The organism is Streptomyces sp. NBC_00154, from assembly GCF_026342835.1.
GTDB lineage: Bacteria > Actinomycetota > Actinomycetes > Streptomycetales > Streptomycetaceae > Streptomyces.
In genome coordinates, this window is sequence record NZ_JAPEMI010000001.1 from 7477487 (window position 1) to 7496758 (window position 19272).

General features: G+C 68.8%; 14 protein-coding genes and 1 pseudogene. 9 read left to right on the plus strand and 6 right to left on the minus strand.

Annotated features, from left to right (window positions below; genetic code table 11):
• Positions 1-106: 106 nt before the first annotated feature.
• Both OHA03_RS33550 and OHA03_RS33555 read left to right on the plus strand, forming a co-directional pair.
• Positions 107-877: a 2-phosphosulfolactate phosphatase gene (locus OHA03_RS33550; protein WP_267007436.1), complete on the plus strand. Its 771-nt coding sequence runs from the start codon at positions 107-109 to the stop codon at positions 875-877.
• A 13-nt stretch (positions 878-890) separates the two neighbouring features.
• A pseudogene (locus OHA03_RS33555) lies at positions 891-2087 on the plus strand (RNA-guided endonuclease InsQ/TnpB family protein).
• A 146-nt stretch (positions 2088-2233) separates the two neighbouring features.
• Here the strand turns inward: OHA03_RS33555 and OHA03_RS33560 are convergent.
• Positions 2234-3121, minus strand: coding sequence for an ABC transporter substrate-binding protein (locus OHA03_RS33560; RefSeq protein WP_267007437.1), 888 nt, complete (start codon positions 3119-3121; stop codon positions 2234-2236).
• A 143-nt stretch (positions 3122-3264) separates the two neighbouring features.
• Complete coding sequence (locus OHA03_RS33565) at positions 3265-4020, minus strand: SDR family NAD(P)-dependent oxidoreductase (RefSeq protein ID WP_267007438.1); 756 nt, start codon at positions 4018-4020, stop codon at positions 3265-3267.
• A 496-nt stretch (positions 4021-4516) separates the two neighbouring features.
• Here OHA03_RS33565 and OHA03_RS33570 point away from each other — a divergent pair, with 496 nt between their 5' ends.
• Complete coding sequence (locus tag OHA03_RS33570) at positions 4517-5317, plus strand: type 1 glutamine amidotransferase (protein WP_267007439.1); 801 nt, start codon at positions 4517-4519, stop codon at positions 5315-5317.
• A gap of 77 nt (positions 5318-5394) precedes the next feature.
• On the opposite strand, the gene OHA03_RS33575 is transcribed toward OHA03_RS33570, so the two are convergent.
• The 3 genes from OHA03_RS33575 to OHA03_RS33585 all read right to left on the minus strand — a co-directional run bounded on the left by OHA03_RS33575 (position 5395) and on the right by OHA03_RS33585 (position 9306).
• The gene (locus OHA03_RS33575; protein WP_267007440.1) at positions 5395-8199 is read right to left on the minus strand and encodes a LuxR family transcriptional regulator; all 2805 of its coding nucleotides are present in this window, start codon (positions 8197-8199) and stop codon (positions 5395-5397) included.
• Positions 8200-8419: 220 nt separating this feature from the next.
• Positions 8420-8566: a hypothetical protein gene (locus tag OHA03_RS33580; RefSeq protein WP_267007441.1), complete on the minus strand. Its 147-nt coding sequence runs from the start codon at positions 8564-8566 to the stop codon at positions 8420-8422.
• A 371-nt stretch (positions 8567-8937) separates the two neighbouring features.
• Entirely contained in the window at positions 8938-9306 is a 369-nt protein-coding gene (locus OHA03_RS33585; RefSeq protein ID WP_267007442.1) for a hypothetical protein, read from the minus strand.
• Between the two features lie 2 nt (positions 9307-9308).
• Between OHA03_RS33585 and OHA03_RS33590 the strand changes: the two genes are divergently transcribed.
• On the plus strand, positions 9309-9698 hold the full coding sequence (locus tag OHA03_RS33590) for a hypothetical protein (RefSeq protein ID WP_267007443.1): 390 nt from the start codon (positions 9309-9311) through the stop codon (positions 9696-9698).
• 709 nt (positions 9699-10407) lie between these two features.
• Here OHA03_RS33590 and OHA03_RS33595 read toward each other — a convergent pair.
• Complete coding sequence (locus OHA03_RS33595; protein WP_267007444.1) at positions 10408-10878, minus strand: MarR family winged helix-turn-helix transcriptional regulator; 471 nt, start codon at positions 10876-10878, stop codon at positions 10408-10410.
• Positions 10879-11861: 983 nt separating this feature from the next.
• On the opposite strand from OHA03_RS33595, the gene OHA03_RS33600 reads away from it, so the two are divergent.
• From OHA03_RS33600 to OHA03_RS33620, 5 genes are all read left to right on the plus strand, one after another.
• Positions 11862-12335, plus strand: a complete 474-nt coding sequence (locus OHA03_RS33600; protein WP_267007445.1) for a VOC family protein — start codon at positions 11862-11864, stop codon at positions 12333-12335.
• A 313-nt stretch (positions 12336-12648) separates the two neighbouring features.
• Positions 12649-14079: an NAD(P)/FAD-dependent oxidoreductase gene (locus tag OHA03_RS33605; protein ID WP_267007446.1), complete on the plus strand. Its 1431-nt coding sequence runs from the start codon at positions 12649-12651 to the stop codon at positions 14077-14079.
• A 617-nt stretch (positions 14080-14696) separates the two neighbouring features.
• Positions 14697-15893: an epoxide hydrolase family protein gene (locus OHA03_RS33610; RefSeq protein WP_267007447.1), complete on the plus strand. Its 1197-nt coding sequence runs from the start codon at positions 14697-14699 to the stop codon at positions 15891-15893.
• A gap of 916 nt (positions 15894-16809) precedes the next feature.
• Positions 16810-18162 (plus strand): mycothione reductase, encoded by a 1353-nt coding sequence (locus OHA03_RS33615; RefSeq protein ID WP_267007448.1) that lies wholly within the window; start codon positions 16810-16812, stop codon positions 18160-18162.
• Positions 18163-18983: 821 nt separating this feature from the next.
• Positions 18984-19256, plus strand: a complete 273-nt coding sequence (locus tag OHA03_RS33620) for a hypothetical protein (RefSeq protein ID WP_267007449.1) — start codon at positions 18984-18986, stop codon at positions 19254-19256.
• The last annotated feature ends 16 nt before the right edge of the window (positions 19257-19272 follow it).

A 19272-nucleotide genomic window follows, 5' to 3' on the forward strand; every position in this document is an offset into this window, starting at 1 on the left:
CGCGTTCGCGACGCGGGCAGCCGGAGGTGTTGCATTGCGAGCCCTTCGATATGATGCGCATCACTGTCCGGGTGTCTCGGGTCGGGCATCCGCGATCATGATCGCAATGGGCACTCGTTTCCTTGGTATCGCTGATCTGGTCGAAACCCCGTCCGTGGCGGTCGTGGTCGACGTCATGCGTGCTTTCACCGTGGCTGCCTGGGCCTTTGCCCAGGGGGCGGAAAAGATCGTTCTCGCTGAGTCGCTGGACGAAGCCCTGGCGCTCAAGGCTCGCCACCCGGATTGGGTGGCACTCAAAGACGGTCCGCCCGCGCCCGGGTTCGACACCGTCAACTCCCCGGGCCTGCTGCGGTCTGTTGACGTCGGCGGACGGACCGTTGTGCAGAAAACCACGGCAGGGACGGTCGGCGCCCTCGCGGTCGAGGACGCGCCGCTGGTGCTGTGCGCCGGCTTCGTGGTGGCGGAGGCAACGGCTCAGCTCTTGCGGACGCGCAGGAGTGACAGTGTCACGTTCGTGGTCACTGGCGACGATGGGCAGGCCGATGAAGATCTGGCGTGTGCTCAGTACATCGCTCGAAGGACCACCGAGGCTGGGACGGATGCTGCTGAGTACCTCCGCCGCGCTGCCGAGTCGCGCGCCGCCGCCGAACTGGCGCAGGGGGTGCGTCAAGGAGTCCATCCTGATGACGTCGCGCTCTGTCTTGAGGCCGACCGGTTCCCCTTTGCCATGGTGGCGGCCTTGGAAGGCTCGCTCGTCCCGAATTCCTTGCGTGGATACCCCGTGCTTTGGCTCGGGGAGGAAACGCATCCTTGGCCCGGAGCTGCGAAGCGGCGGAGTCCAGGTGCGTATCCGTTCCGATCTCACGAACAGAGCTGATAGTTTGTGAGATGTGAAGACCGAGCTGGTGAAGCGGGCGTTCAAGTACCGCTTCCACCCGACGGACGAGCAGGCAGCGGAGCTGTCGCGCACGTTCGGATGTGTGCGCAAGGTCTACAACCTGGCATTGGAAGCCCGCACGGTGGCGTGGTTCCAGCGTCAGGAACGGGTGAACTAGAACGCCACGTCGGTGATGCTGACGCAGTGGAAGAAGACCGAGGAGCTGGCCTTTCTCTGCGAGGTGTCGTCGGTGCCGCTGCAGCAGACGCTGCGGCATCTGCAAGGGGCGTTCTCGAACTTCTTCGAGGGCCGGGCGAAGTACCCCCGGTTCAAGTCGAAGAAGAGGAACCGCTGCTGTGCGGAGTACACCAGGTCGGCGTTCACCTACCGAGACGGTGCGCTGACGCTCGCGAAGATGAAGAGTCCACTCGCGATCGTGTGGTCCCGGCCTCTCCCCGAGAGTGCCAAGCCGTCCATGGTGACTGTGTCCCAGGACAGTGCGGGCCGCTGGTTCGTGTCCATGCTGTGTGAAGATGCATCCGTCGGACCCCTTCCGGCCCTGGATACCGCTGTGGGCATCGACGCGGGGATCACTACTCTGGTGACGCTGTCCACCGGCGAGAAGATCACCAACCCCCGGCACGAACGCCGGGACCGCACGCGCCTGGCCAAGGCCCAGCGGGTCCTGGCGAAGAAGGAGAAGGGCTCTCGCAACCGGGACAAGGCCCGCATCAAGGTCGCCAAGGTGCACGCCCGGATCGCCGACCGGCGCCGGGACTTCCTGCACCAGCTCACCACTCGGCTCGTTCGTGAGAACCAAACGATCGTGATCGAGGACCTGACCGTCCGCAACATGGTCAAGAACAAGAGTCTGGCCCGCGCCATCTCGGACGCGGCCTGGACGGACATGCGGTCCATGCTGGAGTACAAGTGCACGTGGTACGGCAGAAACCTGGTTGCCATCGACCGCTGGTTCCCCTCCACCAAACTGTGCTCCGCATGCGGCACCGTCCTGGACAAGCTGCCGTTGAACATCCGCGAGTGGACGTGCGGCTGCGGTGCGACGCATGACCGCGACGTGAACGCGGCATGCAACATTCTGGCCGCCGGACTGGCGGTTACAGCCTGTGGAGCAGGTGTAAGACCTCAACGGGAGTCCTCCCGGACGGGGCAACCTGCTGTGAAGCAGGAACTCTTCACTGCGAAGTGAGGAATCCCCCTCGTTCAACGAGGGGGAGGATGTCAAGGTCCTGCGTCCACGCACGATGCCTTCACTGACTGACGAGGACCCGGTCCGATAACGGGTGAGGTCTGCTTTCAGCATGCGAGAGCGAGCACCCTGTCGGGTATGCGGTATCAACTGCATGTCCCGGGTGTGGTGGCGGTGCGGTAGAAATCGGCTGCGGTGACGGTGGCGGGCACGCCGAGTTCGGCGGCGACCGCAGTGATCGCGGTGGCCCCGACCGCGAGGTCGGCCTGGCCGTCGGTGGTGAAATACGGTGCGACGAACCTCTCGTAGTGGGCTCGGGCTTCGTCCGCGGTATGCCCGCCGAGGAACGTCTGGATGTGCCGCACCGTGGTGTCGGGGTCGTCGCGGATCACCTGCAGGGCGCGCCGGTGGGCTCGTACGACGGCCTGGACCGCGGGGTCGTCCGGGTGAATGCAGGTGGGGTCGACGGCCAGGCCCACGGTGGGGATCTGGAAGTGGTCGCCGACCCAGGCCAGCACCTGCCAGCCGTGCTCGGCGGCGACCGCCTCCGGTGCCATGGTGCTGCCGACCACGGCGGCGTCGATCTCGCCGTTGTGCAGCCGGCGGAGGTCCATCCCGTAGTCGCCGGGCGAGCGGACGACGGTGTGGATGTCGCGGTCCGGGTCGAGGCCGGCCCGGCGCAGCACGATCCGGGTGAAACACCCGGGTGCGGTGTGGGGGGCGTGTACCGCCAGCCGCCGGCCGGCCAGGTCGGCCAGGGAGGTCAGACCGGGGCGGGCGAGGAACCAGAACAGCGGGCGGTGGGTGTTGACATGGAGCGCGACCCAGGGGGTGCCGTCGGTCAGTCGGGACAGCAGTGCCCGGCCGAGCCCGATGGTGACGCCGCGGCGCAGCCGCTCCTCGTCCCAGGTGCAGCCGTCGCGCAGCGCGACGTGGACGCCCTCGTCGGCGTAGTAGTCCTGCTGGTCGGCGATGTAGGCGGCCAGCTCCTCGTGCAGGCCCCGCCCGACGTAGGCGAGATCGATCGTGTGCATGAATGGTTTTCCTTGATCGTGCCGCCGTCATACGCCCGCGCATGACGGCGGCGCTGCGGTCCATGGTCCCGAAGGGGGGCGGTGCGCCGGGTGCGTGCCGGACCGGGACGGTACGCACCCGGTGCGCGGGGGACAGCAGGGCGTCAGTCCATGGACATTCCGCCGTTGACCGCGGCCGTGGTGCCGGTCATGAAGGCGTTGTCCTCACCGGCGTAGAAGGCGACCGCTTGGGCGACGTCGGCCGGGTACGCCAGGCGGCCCAGGGGGGTAGCGGCCACCTGACGCTGCTTGTGCGCATCGTCGAACACGTCATCCGCCGTGCGGGACTCCACCGGGCCGGGCGCGACGACGTTGACCGTGATGCCCTGCGGGCCCAGTTCCTGGGCGACGTACCGGGCGAACTGCTCCAGTGCGGCCTTGGCCGTGCCCAGTGCGATCATGCCCTCCCGGGGCCGGCGGCTGAGACCGGTACCGAGATAGATGATGCGCCCCCAGCCCTGTCCGGTCATGGCGGGCAGGACAGCCTTCGTGACCAGGAACGCCGCATGCATCTCGGCGTCGAGCTTGCCGCCCAGTTCTTCCCACGTCATGTCCTTAAACGGCTTGACCGCATACGGGATCAGCGCGTTGTGCACCAGCACGTCAACGCCGCCCCATGCCGCCTGGACCTGCTCGACCATGCTCTGGACCGCCGCTGCCTCGCGCACATCAGCCTGCACGGCCATGGCCTGGCCGCCCGCGGCCTCGATGCCCGCCACGACCTTTTCGGCTGACTTGCCGCTGCGCAGGTAGTTGACCACCACGCGCATCCCTCGCGCGGCCAGAAGGCGCGCGGTGGCCGCACCGATTCCGCTGCCGGCGCCTGTCACCAATGCCACCCTGCCCGTTGCCCCAGTCACGGTCCCACCTCCTGCTCATCATCGCGGGCCGTCGGCATGACCGCCCCAAGCCATTCATCGTCGATCCCGGCCGGGACCTGAACATCACCCGCGTGCACCACCGCTGGGGCGCGGTCACACCCCCTGCCCCTACCCCTGCCCCGGCCGATCGCCGTCCCGAGCAGCGCGACTGCACCGTCGGAATCACGGCGGCACTGCACAAGAAGACCGATCCCGGCGACGAAATCCGAGGCACGGCGACGGGCGACCATGGCGTGACGTGCGCCGTCAGGACGGCCTGCCGCCCCGAAGACCGAGGCGCCCTGCGACGACGGCGCGACCCGGACCGGCGACCCGGGTGCGCGACCGGGGCCGCGGCGCGTTCACGGCCACGCCCGCCCCTCGTGCCGCCGTCCCGCTGTCCCTGACAGGCACGGTGCAGGATCGAGCCATGGCACGCGATGCGCACCGGCTGCGCCTGTCCGGCCCCCGGGGGGACCTGCCATGTCTAGGATGGATGTCCCTCCTGTCCCTGATTCCCCGTTCCTGCGAGGAGATCGCCGCCATGCCCGCGCGCACCGTCCTCGTCCTCCAGCACATCGAGGTCGAAAAGCCCGGACTGATCCTGGACGCGTTGGACGGCAGCGGTCTCGACATCGACATCCGGAACCTGATCGACGGGCGGGACGCCTCAGCGAGCGAACTGCCGCCTGTATCCGACCTGGCAGGACTGGTCGTGATGGGGGGTCCCATGAACGCCGATGACCTGGCAGGCCATCCGGCCCTGAAGCGGGAGCGGGAGCTGCTGGCCGACGCGCTGCGGTCCGGCACCCCGACGCTGGGCGTGTGCCTGGGAGCCCAACTCCTCGCCCGCGCCCACGGCCTGACTGTACGCACAGGTGCCGAGCTCGGCCACCCACGCGAGATCGGCTGGTCCCCGCTGTACGGCGTGGACCGTGACGATCCGGTCGTCGGCCCGCTGGCCGACGCCCCCGCCGTGCTCCACTGGCACGGCGACCGCATCGTGCCCGCTCCCGGCACTCGCGTCCTGGCCCGCACCGACACCACCCAGTGCCAGGCATTCCGGGCCGGCCCGGCCGCCTGGGGCCTCCAGTTCCACCTGGAGGTCACTCCCGGCCTTCTGGACGACTGGCTCGCCGAAACGTCCTTCGCCACCGAGGCCAGGGACGCCCTCGGCCCCGACGCCATGGCCCGGCTGCAAGCTGACGCCCGCGCAGCCGCCCCAGCCCTACGCCCGTTGGCCGAGCGGAGCCTGACCCACCTGCGGAACCTCTTCGTGGAACGCGCCAACCTCTAGACCCTTGCGCGCGAACCGCGCCAAGCCCGCCGCCGCAAGACAAGCAGGAATCTCCCGGCTTCAGCCGGCAGAGCACCTCAATGCCTGTCCTGCGACCAAGACCCGGATTCCAGGGCGTCTCGCAGCATGGCACGGGACGTGATGCCCAACTTCGGGTAGATCTGGTAAAGATGGGCGCCGACAGTCCGGTGGGAGAGGAACAGACGCTCCGCTATCTGCTTGTTGGTCAGTCCGGAAGCGGCCAGCCGGGCTGTCTCCAGCTCCTGGGGCGTGAGCGTATGCACCTTCGACATCTCGGTGCGCCGCCTGCTCCAGCCGGCGGCCCGCAGTTCCGCCTCGGCACGCTCCGCCCATGGCCGGGCCCCGAGATGCTCGAACGCGGACAGTGCGGCGCTGAGAGGCCCCCTGGATTCGATGGTCGCCCTGCTGCGCCGCAACCGCTCGCCATAGGCCAGCTGGATGCGGGCGAAGTCGAACGGCCACCGCTGCGCACCGGGAACCGCCAGGGCTTTCGCGAACAACTCGAGAGCTTCGTCGTCGGTGGCGGCGCACAGGGCGGCACAGCCCTCCGTCAGCAGGGCGTGCCGTGAAGAAATCGCGGCCACGTCGGCCTCGCGCATCGCGCGGACATGGCCGGCGGCCTCCGTCTGCCGGTCGGTCCTGACAGCCGCCTCCACCAGGTCCATCGTCACCCACAGAGCATGCGGTACGTGTGAGGCCAGACTCCCGGCCGGGCTGACGGCGTTCGCGTGCTCGTATGCGCCGGCAACGTCACCGCGTCCCAGAGCTGCCACGGCCGCGGCGTGATGGCCATGGTGCGCGGCGCAGGACGCTCCTCTGGGCACGGCCCAGCGGATGATCCGCTCGGCTGTCGCCTCCGCCTCGTCCGCCTGCCCGCGGGCGGCACCCACGATCGCCTGGACGTACAGGAAGTACCAGGCGAAGGCGGTGTAGCCGTGTGTTTCGCACAGCTGGACCCCCTCGTCGGCCAGTTGCGCCGCCTCGTCCCACATTCCGGTGAGGTAGTCGTCCAGGCACAGGTGGATCAGCCCGGACAGGTACCGGCGGGCCGGGCCGCCGTCGCGTCCCATGCGCACCACACGCCAGGCCGCTTCGCGGACGTCGCCGAGCCGGTCGAGGTAGAGGGCTGCCGTGCCGGCCCGCGTGATCTGGACGGGGTCGGTCACGCCGGCCAGTTCCGCCACGAGCTGATCGAGTTCCTCCGAGGCCGCGGCACCGGTGCGTGCCGGGTCGGAGAATGTCCTGCCCAGCGCGGACAGGATCGGCGGCGCCTTGGGCTTCAGCCGTTCCAGTGCCCGGTAGTAGGGCTGCCACAGGTCGTGCCGGGCACCGAAGAAGCAGACCAGCGCAAGCGTGTCCAGAGCGTCTACGAGCGCCTTGTCCTGGGCGTCGTACGCGTGGGTTCCCGTCTCGATGGCACAGACCAGCAGGCGGTGAGCTGTGTCGATGTCACCGTCGCCGTTCAGGAGGAGAAAGGCAGTGGCTGCCGCCGAGTGCAGGGAGCTCTTGTGATCGGGGGCCGCCTGCCTGGCCTCGTCCAGGAGCCTTTGGGCGCTGGGCAGGGCCCCGGTGGATTCGGCGCCGACGTAGGCCGCCTCGGCGAGCCGGCGGCCGCGGTCGGGGCCGGGCGGGGTGAGGTCTGCGGACCGGATCAGTGTGCGCATGCCGCCTACGGCGTCACCGCGGCGCAGAGTGATCCGGGCGGCGTGCTCCAGCAGGGCGGCCACGTTCTCGTCCGGTTCCAGGGTCGCCTCGCCCAGGTGCCAGGCCCGCCGTTCGGGCTGGTCCACCAGGACCTGGGCGAGTGCCGCGTGCACCGCACGCCGCTCGCCGCTGGTGGAGTTCCCCACCACCGCGGAACGGATGAGCGGGTGACGAAACCTCAGCCGTCGTACCTCTTCGTCGATGTGGACCAGTTGGTCACGCTCGGCGGGCGCCAGGTCGTCCAGGCCGTACCCGGCGTTCGCCTGCCGCGTGGCAGCCTGCAGCACCCCGAGATCGCCCGTGCCTTCCAGTGCGGCCACCAGGAGCAGACACTGCGACGGCCGCGGCAGAGCGGTGACCCGGGAGCCGAACACTGTCTCCAGGCGCCGGCTGAGCGGCAGCACGGCAGGGACTTCGCCGAGGATCGGACCCCGCGCCGTGGGCAACGCGGACGGCAGCTCCAGCAGAGCCAGTGGGTTGCCATGCGCCAGCGCCAGCAGGTGCCGGCGGGCGCCGGCGACCAGGTCCGGGAACCTTGTACTGACCAGGTGGACCGCCGACTCCTTGTCCAACGGCTGCAGCCGGTATTCGGTCAGGGCACCACCGTCGTACAGGCTGCGCGCTCCGGAACGCGACGCGGCCAGGAGGCTCACGCGGATGCCGGTCGTCCGTCGCGCGACGAAACCCAGTACGGCCGCACTCGCCCGATCGATCCAGGGGAGATCGTCGACGATCAGCAGAAGCGGGGTGCGGGCGGCGACCGTTCGCAGCAGGAGCAGTACGGCGTTGGAGACGATCAGCCGTTGCGGCGGTGAGCCGCTTTCGAAGCCGAGCGCGACGCGCAGGGCGTCGCGGAAGGGCGCCTGCAGTTCCCCGAGTGCGTCCTGGAATGGATAGAGGACCTGGTTGAGACCCGAGTAGCTGTAGTTCGCCTCGCACTGCACACCGGCAGCACGCAGAACCCGGGTTCCGTGCGCGTGGGCTTCCTCGGCAAGAGCGTCCAGCACTGCCGTCTTCCCGACTCCCGCGTCTCCCGACAGCAGCAATGCTCCACCCCCGGCCCCGAGGCCCAGAAGGTCACGGATCCGCCGCAGGTCACTGTCCCGGCCGACCAGGGGGCCGGCCGTACCGTGCTTGAAGGAGTCACTGCCGGTCATCACACGCTCCCATCGCAGTTCGTGGGTCAGAGGGGGGCCGGGCGAGGTGGGTTCGACGGCCGCGTGCCGCCGCGAGTCGAAGGCGGAGTACAGAGGCTGGGCGAAGGGGCGGCTCGCCGGCGAGGCCGTTGACGGTGAGCCGGCCGAGGTCGTGGGCGGCGAGAGTCAGTCCTGCCATTCGGCGGGGCCCCAGGGGCGGATGAGTATGCGCGGGGCTCCTTCAGCGGGTGCGCTGGGCCTCGTTCACCCGGCGCAGCCGGCTCATCTCCCGCCGCAGCTGGGCCGGTTCTTCCAGTTCGTCGGTGGTCAGCCGGCCATCGCACTCGCCAGCATCGGCCTCGGCCTGCCGGATCCATCCTCCCCGCACGGTCGGGATGCGGTTTCAGCCCGAGGGGTTCGCAACTGCTGGTTACACAAGCTGCTTTGGCGAGCATGGGCACGATTGAGTGAACGGTGTGACGGTCTGTGGGTATGGCTGGCGGGGTGTGCGTAATGTTCTCGGTGCGATCTGGGACGCCGGGTGTGGCGTCAGCGGTCGGGGCCCCCGTGTCACCAGCGAGATGGTTCGGGGCCTCCCCGTCGCCTCTGGCCACACTCATATGGCCAGGTCGTGAGGGATTCCGCCCACTTGGGACGGAGCGCATACGGGATATGCGTCGCCGGCCGGGACGCGAAAGCGGAGGACCAGTGCGCCCAAGACCGTTCGGGGCGTGCCGGTGAGTCAGGACTCACTCCTGCTCACTGCCCAGGAACGGTGGTTGCTTGCTCGCGGGCTTCGGTCCGGTCGTGCGGTATGTACGCACTGTTGATGTACGCATTCTTGGTCGGCGTTGCTGTGCAGCAGCCCCGCAGCGGGTCGGCGGGCGCGATGACCGCAATGCCGGAGCGCTTCAGATCCTTGACGACGCCGTTCCAGCTGGAGGAGTCCGCGAAGGAGCCGTGCACCAGCACCACCGGCGGCTTGGCGCCCGGGTGGTGAGACTCGATCTCGGTCGCCTCGGTGGCGCCGGCGGGCGTGGTGACCATCAGGGCCAGCGTTGCCGCACCGGCGGCGGTTCCGAGGGCGGCGTATGTCCGGAAAGAGTGGCTCTTGAGCTTGCGGTTCATCGGTGATCTCCCTGTCGGATGCGTCGGTGACGGCTCCGGGATGCGGACTGTCCGGCGCCACATCAAAAACCCTAGAGCGAAATTACCTCGCGTACAAGTTACAAGTGAGTGATTCGCTCGTGGGAGAGATGATGGATCATGAGCGCGACGCGCCTGACCAGCACTGCGACAAGAGCGGAGGCACTTCCTGTGACCTGGCACACCAAATCGGCAGAAAAGGGACAGCGAGGCTGTCCTTGCTCGTGGACGACCGGTTGCGCTTCACCTGCTGCGCCGCCTCCCGCACGGTGACCGGCGTGTACCGGCCACCGCTCGAGGCGGTCGACCTGACGACCCTCACGCCGCTGCCCGGAGGCCAACGGCCCTCAGCACACGCCGGCGTCGGCCGGTGACGGGCAGGGCGTTGAGGCGCCCCCCTGCGAGGAGGGTGCCGCGATGCGCGAACGCATCCTCGCCGGCCATCGGCGAGGCCGTCGGGCTCGCAACCGAGGAGATCGCCGCTGCCTGCGTCCTCCTGCGCCGGCTCGCCGTCGCCGCCCGGGGCCGTGGGGCGCCGCCTGTGCCTTCGTGCGGGCGGGCGGCATCGGTGTCCTGCCGGTCCGGTGGCCGTCCAGGAGCGGGCGCAGCGGGGGAGCGGGGGAGAAACCTGTGCCGGACGGTTCGCGCTACTCGCACATGTGCTGGTGGGCGTTGTCGCAGAGCGCAGCGTGTGGACGCACGGCGGACGCCACCGCGACGTCATCCCCTTCAGCGGCACCGGGCTCGAGAGCGGGATGTGCGTGGCCGGACCTCGGAACATCCATGCCGTAGCCCACCGCGCCGGAGCGCGGGCCGGGCGGGGGAGCGGGGGGCACGGGAGAGCCGGCGCTGAGCGGTGCGGCTCTCTCGCCGCGGGGCTCGGGGCGACGTCACCTTGGAGATGGCTCTTGCGCCGAGCAGACGTGCCCGGCGCTCAGCGAGACACGTAGCCCGGCTTCAGCGGCAGCTGCGCCGAACCTCGCGGTCCCGGCTGATGCCGGAGCGCGAGGCCGCAGGTGGCGGACCGGCGGTGGATGCTCGAGCGTGGACGGGGCGGCGATTCAGTGACGGGCGGCAGTCGGGTCAGGCTGCGGAGAGGTTGGCTGTCAGACGCTCGAGGAAGCACTTGGCATCCTCGATCTCACGAGGGCCGAAGCCGACAGCCTCCCCCATGGCGACGGGGACGGCGAGAGCGCGCTCGCGGAGCTCGGTCCCCTGCTCGGTAAGGGTGATCTGCACCGAGCGTTCGTCGCTCGCCTGGCGCTCGCGCCGGATGTACCCGTGAGCCTGCAGGCGCTTGAGCAGCGGGGTCAAGGTGCCGTAGTCGAGCTGCAAAAGCGTGCCCAGGGTCTTGATGGGGAGGGCGCCGTGCTCCCACAGCACCAGCATCACCAGGTACTGGGGATAGGTCAGATTGAGCTCCTCCAGCAGCGGGCGGTAGCGACTGGTCACCGCGCGCTGTGCTGCGTACAGGGCGAAGCACATCTGGTCCTCGAGGAGCAGGCTGACCTCGGCAGTCTCACCCTGTCCGGCACCGGTCTCGATCTTGCTCATCACGACTCCTCCTCCGCGCGAATCTTTCACGCATAGTTAGCATACTCCAAAACTTACATGCTCAACATTATATTGTGCACACTTAATAGGCGGGATCAGGCCGCGCCGGTTCTCGCCCGCCGCCGGCCCGCGAAAACAGAACTGGCCGACGGGCCGATCCCGTGCGGTGCAATCGCGGGTCAAGCTCAAGCGCAGGTCGAGCTCGAGCGCGGGTTCGAGCTCAAGTGCAGGTCGAGCTCGAGCGCGGGTCCGCTCGTCGATGGCTCGGTGCACCGCAGGCGGCCGGTGTGCGGAGTATTCCAGGATCCTGTTCGTCGGCGCGCCCTCGAGCCGGGCCGGTCGCGGCCACCCGGTGCCTGCGTGGCCCGCATCCCTCCACGCCTTCGAGGATCTTCCGGTGGATCTTCGCCCGGCTCCCGCCGTGACGGACCGGCTCGGCCGAGGACGCCGTCGCCGCAGCGGGCGAGCTCGGCATGCCGATCAGCGATGCGGGCGAGACGGTGTGCCTCCCGTCGAAACCGTGGGCCGCGTGAGAAGCGGCCCTCCGGAGCGCTGAGACTCCGGACGCCGTGTCGGCGCCGCCGGGCTCGAACCGCAGGATGACCGCCTCGCGGAAGCTTCCCCGAAGGTCCCGCACGCGCCGGCTGTACCGGCGGCCGCCCGGGGTGCACCCCGAACCCCGCCCCGGCCCCGGACTCGGTCGCGTCCGGGACGGTCGCCACCCGGCCCCGGAGGCCGGGGCTACCGCCGGATGTTCCCTTTGCCACACTCTCAGTTCTCAAGTTTTACTTGCGCACGATTTAAGTGTCAGATAGGTTTCTTGTCAGGTTGAACCGCAGGATGAGCCACCCCACCGCCCATCCCGGCCGTTCACCACAGCGAGCCGGGGCCGCACCTGTCGCCCCGAATGCCGCAATCACCAGATGAACCGGTGACGCACAGATGTGTGAAATTCACCGATGCCAAGAAACAAGGACATCCCCATGGATCTGAAGCTCGAAATGATCGTGCTGCCCGTCTCCGACATCGACCGGACCAAGGCCTTCTACGAGGCGCTGGGATTCCGCCTGGACGTCGACTACACAGCCAGTGACGACTTCCGGGTGGTCCACTTCACGCCGCCCGGCTCCGAGTGCTCGATCATCTTCGGCGAGGGCATGACCTCCACCGCCCCCGGCACGATCCAGAGCCTGTACCTCATCGTCACCGACATCGAAGAGGCCCACGCCGAGCTCACCAGCCGCGGCATCGACGTGAGCGAGGTGTTCCACGACGCCGGAGGACTCCTCCACCACGGCCACGACGTCGGAAGCGCCGTCCACGACGGCGCAGGCCAGGAGCGACGGACCGGCCCGCACCCCGAGCGCGCCTCCTACGGCTCCTACCTCACCTTCAGCGACCCGGACGGCAACGGTTGGGTGCTCCAGGAAGTGGTGAACCGGGCCCCCGGCCGCTGACACTGCATCAACCACCCAACGGTGCGACGGTCATGACCGACCCGGACCGCAGCCACCCCCTTTTTCAGGCCCTGGCCACAGCACCCGCGAAGCCGAACACCCGGACCCCGGCACCGACCCGGCACAGGACGCCGGCACCGAACCGTCAGGCGCAAAGGCGCGCCCCGGCACCAGCGGTCCGGAGAGCAGGCAACCGCATCAACCGAGCACCGCCCTGCGGATCTCCCCGGTGAAAGCGGGGGAACAGCGCGCGGTCAGGTGCCGGGCCGCCGAACCCACCTGAGTTGCTGAAGCAGTGATGAATGGAGCAGTAATGAACGAGACCACCCGTACCTACGATGTGATTGTCATCGGCGCTGGGCCGGTCGGTGAGAACGTGGCCGAGCGGGCCCGTGCTGCCGGTCTCAGTACCGTGATCGTGGAGCGTGAACTGCTCGGCGGGGAGTGCTCGTTCTGGGCCTGCGACCCCAGCAAGGCGCTGTTGCGCCCGGTGGTGGCGCGTGCCGACGCGCGCCGTGTGCCCGGGCTGGGTCAGGCGGTCGCCGGGCCGCTGGACGTCGAGGCGGTTCTCGCGCACCGCGACAAGATGTCCTCGTACTGGAAGGACGAGGACCAGGTCGACTGGCTGGACTCGGTCAACGTCGATCTCATCCGCGGCCACGGCCGCCTCACCGGCCCCAAGCAGGTGGCGGTGCAGACTCCCGACGGTGACACCGTCCGGCTGACCGCCCGGCACGCGGTGGCTGTCTCCACCGGAACGGGCGCGGCTCTGCCCCCTATCCCCGGTCTGGACACCGTTCGTCCCTGGACCAGCCGTGAGGCGACCAGTGCGGGCAAGGTCCCCGGCCGTCTGGCCGTGGTCGGCGGCGGTGTGGTGGCCGTCGAGATGGCCACCGCCTGGCAGGCGCTCGGTTCCCAGGTGACCATGCTGGTCCTCGAGGACGGGCTGCTGCAGCGGATGGAGCCGTTCGCCGGCGAGCTGGTCACGGACGGTCTGCGGGAAGCCGGTGTGGATATCCGGTTCGAAACCTCCGTGACCTCTCTGGCGCGCGAGGGCGGCGAGGTCCGAATCACCCTGGCCGACGGCGGGCATCTGGTGGCGGACGAGATCCTGCTCGCCACCGGCCGTGCTCCGCGGACCTGGGACCTGGGGCTGGAGACGATAGGTCTCACCCCGGGTGACTGGCTGAAGGTGGACGACACCTTCCGAGTGACCGACGTCGCCGACGGCTGGTTCTACGCCGTCGGCGACGTCAACCACCGCGCTCTGATGACCCACCAGGGCAAGTACCAGGCCCGGATCGCCGGCGCTGTCATCGGCGCCCGCGCCAACGGCGAACCGGTCGACGGCGCCCGGTGGGGTGCGCATGTCGCCACCGCCGACCACGTGGCCGTCCCGCAGGTCGTCTTCACCACCCCCGAGGTCGCCTCCGTCGGCCTGACCAGCCGGGAGGCCGAGCAGAGCGGGCGTCGGATCAAGGTGGTGGACTACGACCTCGCACACGTTGCGGGCGCCCACCAGTACGGTGAGGACTACCGCGGCCGGGCCCGCATGCTCATCGACACCGACCGCGACACCGTGGTGGGCGTCACCTTCGCCGGCCCCGGCGTCGGGGAACTGGTGCACTCGGCCACCATCGCCGTCGCCGGCGAGGTACCCATCGACCGGCTCTGGCACGCCGTCCCCGCCTTCCCCACCCTCGGCGAAATCTGGCTGCGACTACTGGAAACCCACCGAGGCTGAAGGCAGCCACTGCGGGACGCCCGGACCCGACCGGTGGCGCAGCTTTCCGGCGGTTCGCCGCACGGCCGTTGTTTCCCCAACGCCGGCGAGCCCAGCCGGAAAGCCCTCCGGCAGATATCGCCCGTCTGCGCCTGAGTGCGCGTGCGCCACAACTGGCCCGGGTTGAGGACCACTTGATGATGACCGAAGATCACAAAACTGTTGCCGGTCCATGGCACTGGCACCGGCGCACGGGGCGGGACCGCTGGACAGTCCCAGGACCCGCCCTGTTACGTGATCCTCTTCATGACGGCACGCGCGGTGAAGCGGCGACCCTGCTTGTCCGTCCCCTCACCACGGTGACGCCGGCGGCACTGAGCCGCATGACTGTCATGACGCCTGCCGGCGTACCGCGTCAAGTTACCTAGGAAGACGCCACCACCCCGTGCGGAATCCAGGTCACATTCCGGATTACCGATAGGGCAGCCCAAGCCCAGCATGGAAATGCGCCGGAAAGCAGGAGAGGGCCACACGGTCCCAGCGCCGGCCAGTGGGATCGACGCGTCGCGGATACGTCTGCGAACCCGTCGCCGAATCCCGCCTCACCTGCAATTCATTGAGACATCAAGGAGACCACCATGTCTGCTACCTCTGACCAGCATGCGATCCGTCCGTTCACGTTCGAGTTCCCCGAGGCGGACCTCAAGGACCTGCGGGCGCGCATCGAGGCCACGCGCTGGCCGGAGAAGGAGACCGTCGCCGACCAGTCGCAGGGCACCCAGCTCGCCACGATGCAGAAGCTGGCGCGGTACTGGGCCAAGGAGTACGACTGGCGCAAGGTCGAGGCGAAGCTGAACTCCTACCCGCAGTTCATCACCGAGATCGACGGGCTGGACATCCACTTCATCCACGTCCGCTCCAAGCACGAGAACGCTATGCCGGTGATCGTCACGCACGGCTGGCCGGGTTCGGTCATCGAGCAGCTGAAGATCATCGAGCCGCTCACCAACCCGACGGCCCACGGCGGGAAGGCCTCGGACGCCTTTGATGTGGTGATCCCGTCGATGCCTGGCTACGGGTTCTCCGGCAAGCCTTCGGAGAAGGGCTGGGGCCCGGAGCGCATCGCCCGTGCGTGGGGTGAGTTGATGAAGCGCCTGGGCTACACCAAGTACGTGGCGCAGGGCGGCGACTGGGGTGCGATCGTCACCGACCTGATGGGTGCGCAGGAGCCCGAGGGTCTGGTCGGCATCCACACCAACATGCCCAAGGTGATCCCGGCCGGCATCGACGCCGCGCTCGCCAAGGGCGAGCCGCTGCCCGAGGGTCTGTCGCTTTCCGACGAGGAGCAGGCGGCCGTCGAGCAGCTGGGCTTCGTCTACCGGCACGTCTACTACGCCTACATGATGGGTGACCGCCCGCAGTCGCTGACCGGGCTGGCGGACTCCCCGGTCGGTCTGGCGGCGTTCATGCTGGACCATGACGCGAAGAGCCTGGCGATGATCTCCCGGTCCTTCGACGGGGTGAGCGAGGGTCTGTCCCGGGACGACGTCCTGGACAACATCACGCTGTTCTGGCTGACCAACACGGCGATCTCCGCGGCCCGTCTCTACGCGGAGAACACGACCTCGTTCTTCGGTATCAACAACGTCAAGCTCCCGGTCGCGGTCAGCGCCTTCCCCGACGAGCTCTACCAGGCCCCCAAGAGCTGGACCGAGCAGGCCTACTCGAACCTCGTCCACTACAACCGGCTCCCCAAGGGCGGTCACTTCGCCGCCTGGGAGCAGCCGGAGTTCTTCGTGAACGAGGTCCGCACCGGCTTCCGCCCCATGCGCTGACCGGCCACCCTGCGCCCTACACAAGGGCCGTAGCCCGGCGGGGCGGCCAGGCGGCTCGACACCGAGCCACCCGGCCGCCCCGGGGCCCGCGGCCGCCCCGAGCGTCTTGTCCACGAGCTCACCCCGGGGGCGCCACCGGCACATCATGCGCGATCTCCCGCCGGCGCATGCGGACGCCGGAGATCACATCCCCACGCTCTGCCCCCTTTGCCGCGGCCGCCATGTCGGTGACGCAGACTCCCCACAGCACCCTTCCGCCCCGGAAGGGTGCCATCGTCATTTCCGGAGAACGCATGTCCTCGGGCAGTAGCTCTGCCCGTCGACGCCTCGTGGCTGCCGGCCATCACGGACTAAGCGAAGGGTCGGCGCAGCGGGGGAGCAGCGTCCGAACGCTTGCGAGACCTCTGGCTCGCCGGACAAGGGCGGCATCGCCGTGCCGCAGCGCTCCCGGCCGCGCTCACGGTCCGACGGCAGCCCGCACCCATCGCACCGTGACCACCTGCGTCCGGCTCGGTGACCCCGACCCGGCCGCCCCGGCCTGCACCGGCGTCGGCGGCCTTCGCCATACCGATCAGGCGTCCGAGCCGCTAAGAGCTCACCGCCGGGCAGAGGCCGCTGAACAGAGCACACGCTCGGTTGCGGTCCCGTCGAACGCGGATGGCGACACTCAAGCGCAGGCGGATCTTCCGCGATGCCCGGTGCAGCCCCGCCCCAACCGTCTCGAGCCGGCAGCCGAAGCCATTTTCACCCTGGGGGCTCATGATTCCGGCCCGCCGAGAAGACACGGCGACACGATGAGCCGTCGGGACGTGCACGGGAAGGGCCGCAAGGTCAGAATCGGGATGGAACGGACTCGCGGTCTCCCGGGAGGCCATGCCCGTAAGGCCAGAATTTCGCCGGCGGAAGGTGGACGGGCATGCAGCATTACGATCTTGTGGTTCTGGGGACGGGCAGCGGCAACATGCTGCTCGACGGGTTCGCTCATCTGCGCGTCGCCATCGTGGAACCGGACCGCTTCGGCGGCACATGTCTCAACCGGGGCTGCATCCCGAGCAAGATGTTCGTCGTCGCCGCCGACGTGGTCGAGGGCGCGCGGGCGGCGGCGCGGCTCGGCGTCAATACGACCGTTGAGCCCATCGATTGGAAGGCCATCCGCGACCGGGTGTTCCACCGTATTGATCCCCTGCACGACAGCGCGCTGAATTACCGCAGGGAAAACGGCATCGACGTGTACACCGAAGAGGGACGATTCGTCGCGCCGCGAGTGCTGCAGGTCGGAGGCGAGCAGATCACCGCTGACACGTTCATCGTCGCGGTCGGGTCACGGCCTGTGGTGCCGGACATCCCTGGACTCGACACCGTGCCGTACCACACCTCGGACACCATCATGCGGATCGACGACGTGCCCGCATCCATGGCCGTCATCGGCGGAGGGTTCATCGCGGCCGAGTTCAGCCATGTATTCGGTGCATTCGGCACGGATATCACAATCGTGCAGCGGGGGCCGCGCCTGCTGATGGCGGAGGACGAGCAGGTGTCGGCGCGGTTCACCGAACTCGCATCGCAGCGACATCGCGTACTTGTCGATGCTGCCGTCACCTCCGTCGAACAGGATGCTGACGGCGTCGCAGTCACCGTGACCTGTCCGGATGGCGACCATGTCGTGCGGGCGGCGACGCTGCTGGTGTGCGTCGGCCGACGCCCCAACAGCGACCGGCTGGACGCGGCCGCAGGCGGGCTGGAACTCGACGAACACGGCCACATCGTGACCGACAGCGCCTACCGCACGTCAGTACCGGGCGTCTGGGCGCTCGGCGACGTGGTGAACCACTTCCAGCTCAAGCACATGGCCAATGCCGAGTCGCGGCTCGTGCGGCACAACGTGCTCCATCCAAAGGACGTGCGCACGCTGCCCAACAAGGTCGCCCCGCATGCGGTCTTCACAAGCCCGCAGATCGCGAGTGTCGGACTGACCGAGCAGGAGGCACGCCGTCGCAAGATCGAATACCTGGTGAGTGTCCGTGACTACGCAGAGACCGCATACGGGTGGGCTCTGGAGGACACCACCAGCTTCGTGAAAGTCCTGGCGAACCCTGTTGACCGTACGATCCTTGGCGCGCACATCATCGGCCCGCAGGCTGCGACGCTCATTCAGCCATTGATCCAGGCGATGACGCTGGGCCTGACGGTGGACCGGATCGGCCGGGACGTGCTGTATATCCACCCTGCACTGACCGAAGCTGTCGAACAGGCCCTGCTGGACCTGTAGTCGTACGACGCAGGTTCGACGAGAGCGACGTGGGTCCGCCGTCGGACCGGTACACGCAAGGACATTCGCGCCGGCCGCCGGGTCGTATGCGCAGACGCTCCCGCGGGAGTTGCATCGCAAGTAGTCCCACGCCTGAGCGGAGCTGCGGCCCTTGGCAGTCACCTGTCGCGGGCCGCCGGGCGCCGACGGTCCCGTGCCTGCGCGCGGCGCCCTCCGTTGTCCTGGGTGGGTATCCCCGGCTTCGGCCGGGGAGGATTCACCTGAGCGGCCTCCACCCGCGAGAGCCGCGAGCACTGGCCGAAAAAGCGCTCTCCGTTCTGGCACGGATCTGGCAGTAACCGGCGAGAACCGTTCGCGAGCGTCCCAGGCTGTCCGCCTTGATGCGGGGCGACGCTACAGCGTAGTCAGACACTCAGCCTGCCGGTCGAGCGCGCGGCCAGGCCGCTGCCGGCCGACACCCGGAAGCCGGCAGCGGTCTTCGCCGGCGAGGGGTTCGGCTGAGGCGCTGGCCCAGAAGGACGTGCGCGGCAAGGCCATGAATGATGCGGCGCAGCGACACCATCGGAATCGAGGAGCAGGCGAAGGCCGCCGCGGCGGGCGCGCGGGCGCTCCTGGTCGTCCACGAAGGCACCGCGAGCCACCCGGGACAAGGGCTCCTCAGTGCGGTTCGGGTGGGTAGCCAAGGTGAGCAGGTCTGGGGGAGACCCTGAGCACGGGGAATTTTCAAAGAGTCTCATCACCCCGTTCCTGTGTCAGCGAGCGGGCGCTCAGCGCCGGGCGTGCGGTTGCCCTCGTGTGGGGGTGGCGGGACTGTGGGACACATGGCGAGTCGGTATCAAGGCGATGCGTTGCTGGTCGCTGGGCATCTGCAGATCCCCGTTCAGGCCGAGCTGATGGCCGGACCTGACGCTTGGCGCGGCAGTCTGCGCGGTGTCCCGACGAGCCGGATCTTTGACCTGCTCGACAGCGACGAGCTCCGGCTGTGTATGCCGAACGGCCAGGAGCGTCGAGTCCGCCAGGAGCCGGCCAGTCACGCTCACGAGAGTGAGTTCACGATCGTGCCGATCTCGGGCGAGGGCTGCCCGCCGTTCTAGGCGTTCTCCTGCCCCG

Coding starts and splice junctions, on each gene's coding strand:
- OHA03_RS33550 (WP_267007436.1), top strand. CDS start 107: ATGGGCACTCGTTTCCTTGGTATCGCTGATCTGGTCGAAACCCCGTCC.
- OHA03_RS33560 (WP_267007437.1), bottom strand. CDS start 3,121: ATGCACACGATCGATCTCGCCTACGTCGGGCGGGGCCTGCACGAGGAG.
- OHA03_RS33570 (WP_267007439.1), top strand. CDS start 4,517: ATGTCCCTCCTGTCCCTGATTCCCCGTTCCTGCGAGGAGATCGCCGCC.
- OHA03_RS33575 (WP_267007440.1), bottom strand. CDS start 8,199: ATGACCGGCAGTGACTCCTTCAAGCACGGTACGGCCGGCCCCCTGGTC.
- OHA03_RS33585 (WP_267007442.1), bottom strand. CDS start 9,306: ATGAACCGCAAGCTCAAGAGCCACTCTTTCCGGACATACGCCGCCCTC.
- OHA03_RS33595 (WP_267007444.1), bottom strand. CDS start 10,878: ATGAGCAAGATCGAGACCGGTGCCGGACAGGGTGAGACTGCCGAGGTC.
- OHA03_RS33600 (WP_267007445.1), top strand. CDS start 11,862: ATGGATCTGAAGCTCGAAATGATCGTGCTGCCCGTCTCCGACATCGAC.
- OHA03_RS33605 (WP_267007446.1), top strand. CDS start 12,649: ATGAACGAGACCACCCGTACCTACGATGTGATTGTCATCGGCGCTGGG.
- OHA03_RS33610 (WP_267007447.1), top strand. CDS start 14,697: ATGTCTGCTACCTCTGACCAGCATGCGATCCGTCCGTTCACGTTCGAG.
- OHA03_RS33615 (WP_267007448.1), top strand. CDS start 16,810: ATGCAGCATTACGATCTTGTGGTTCTGGGGACGGGCAGCGGCAACATG.
- OHA03_RS33620 (WP_267007449.1), top strand. CDS start 18,984: ATGGCGAGTCGGTATCAAGGCGATGCGTTGCTGGTCGCTGGGCATCTG.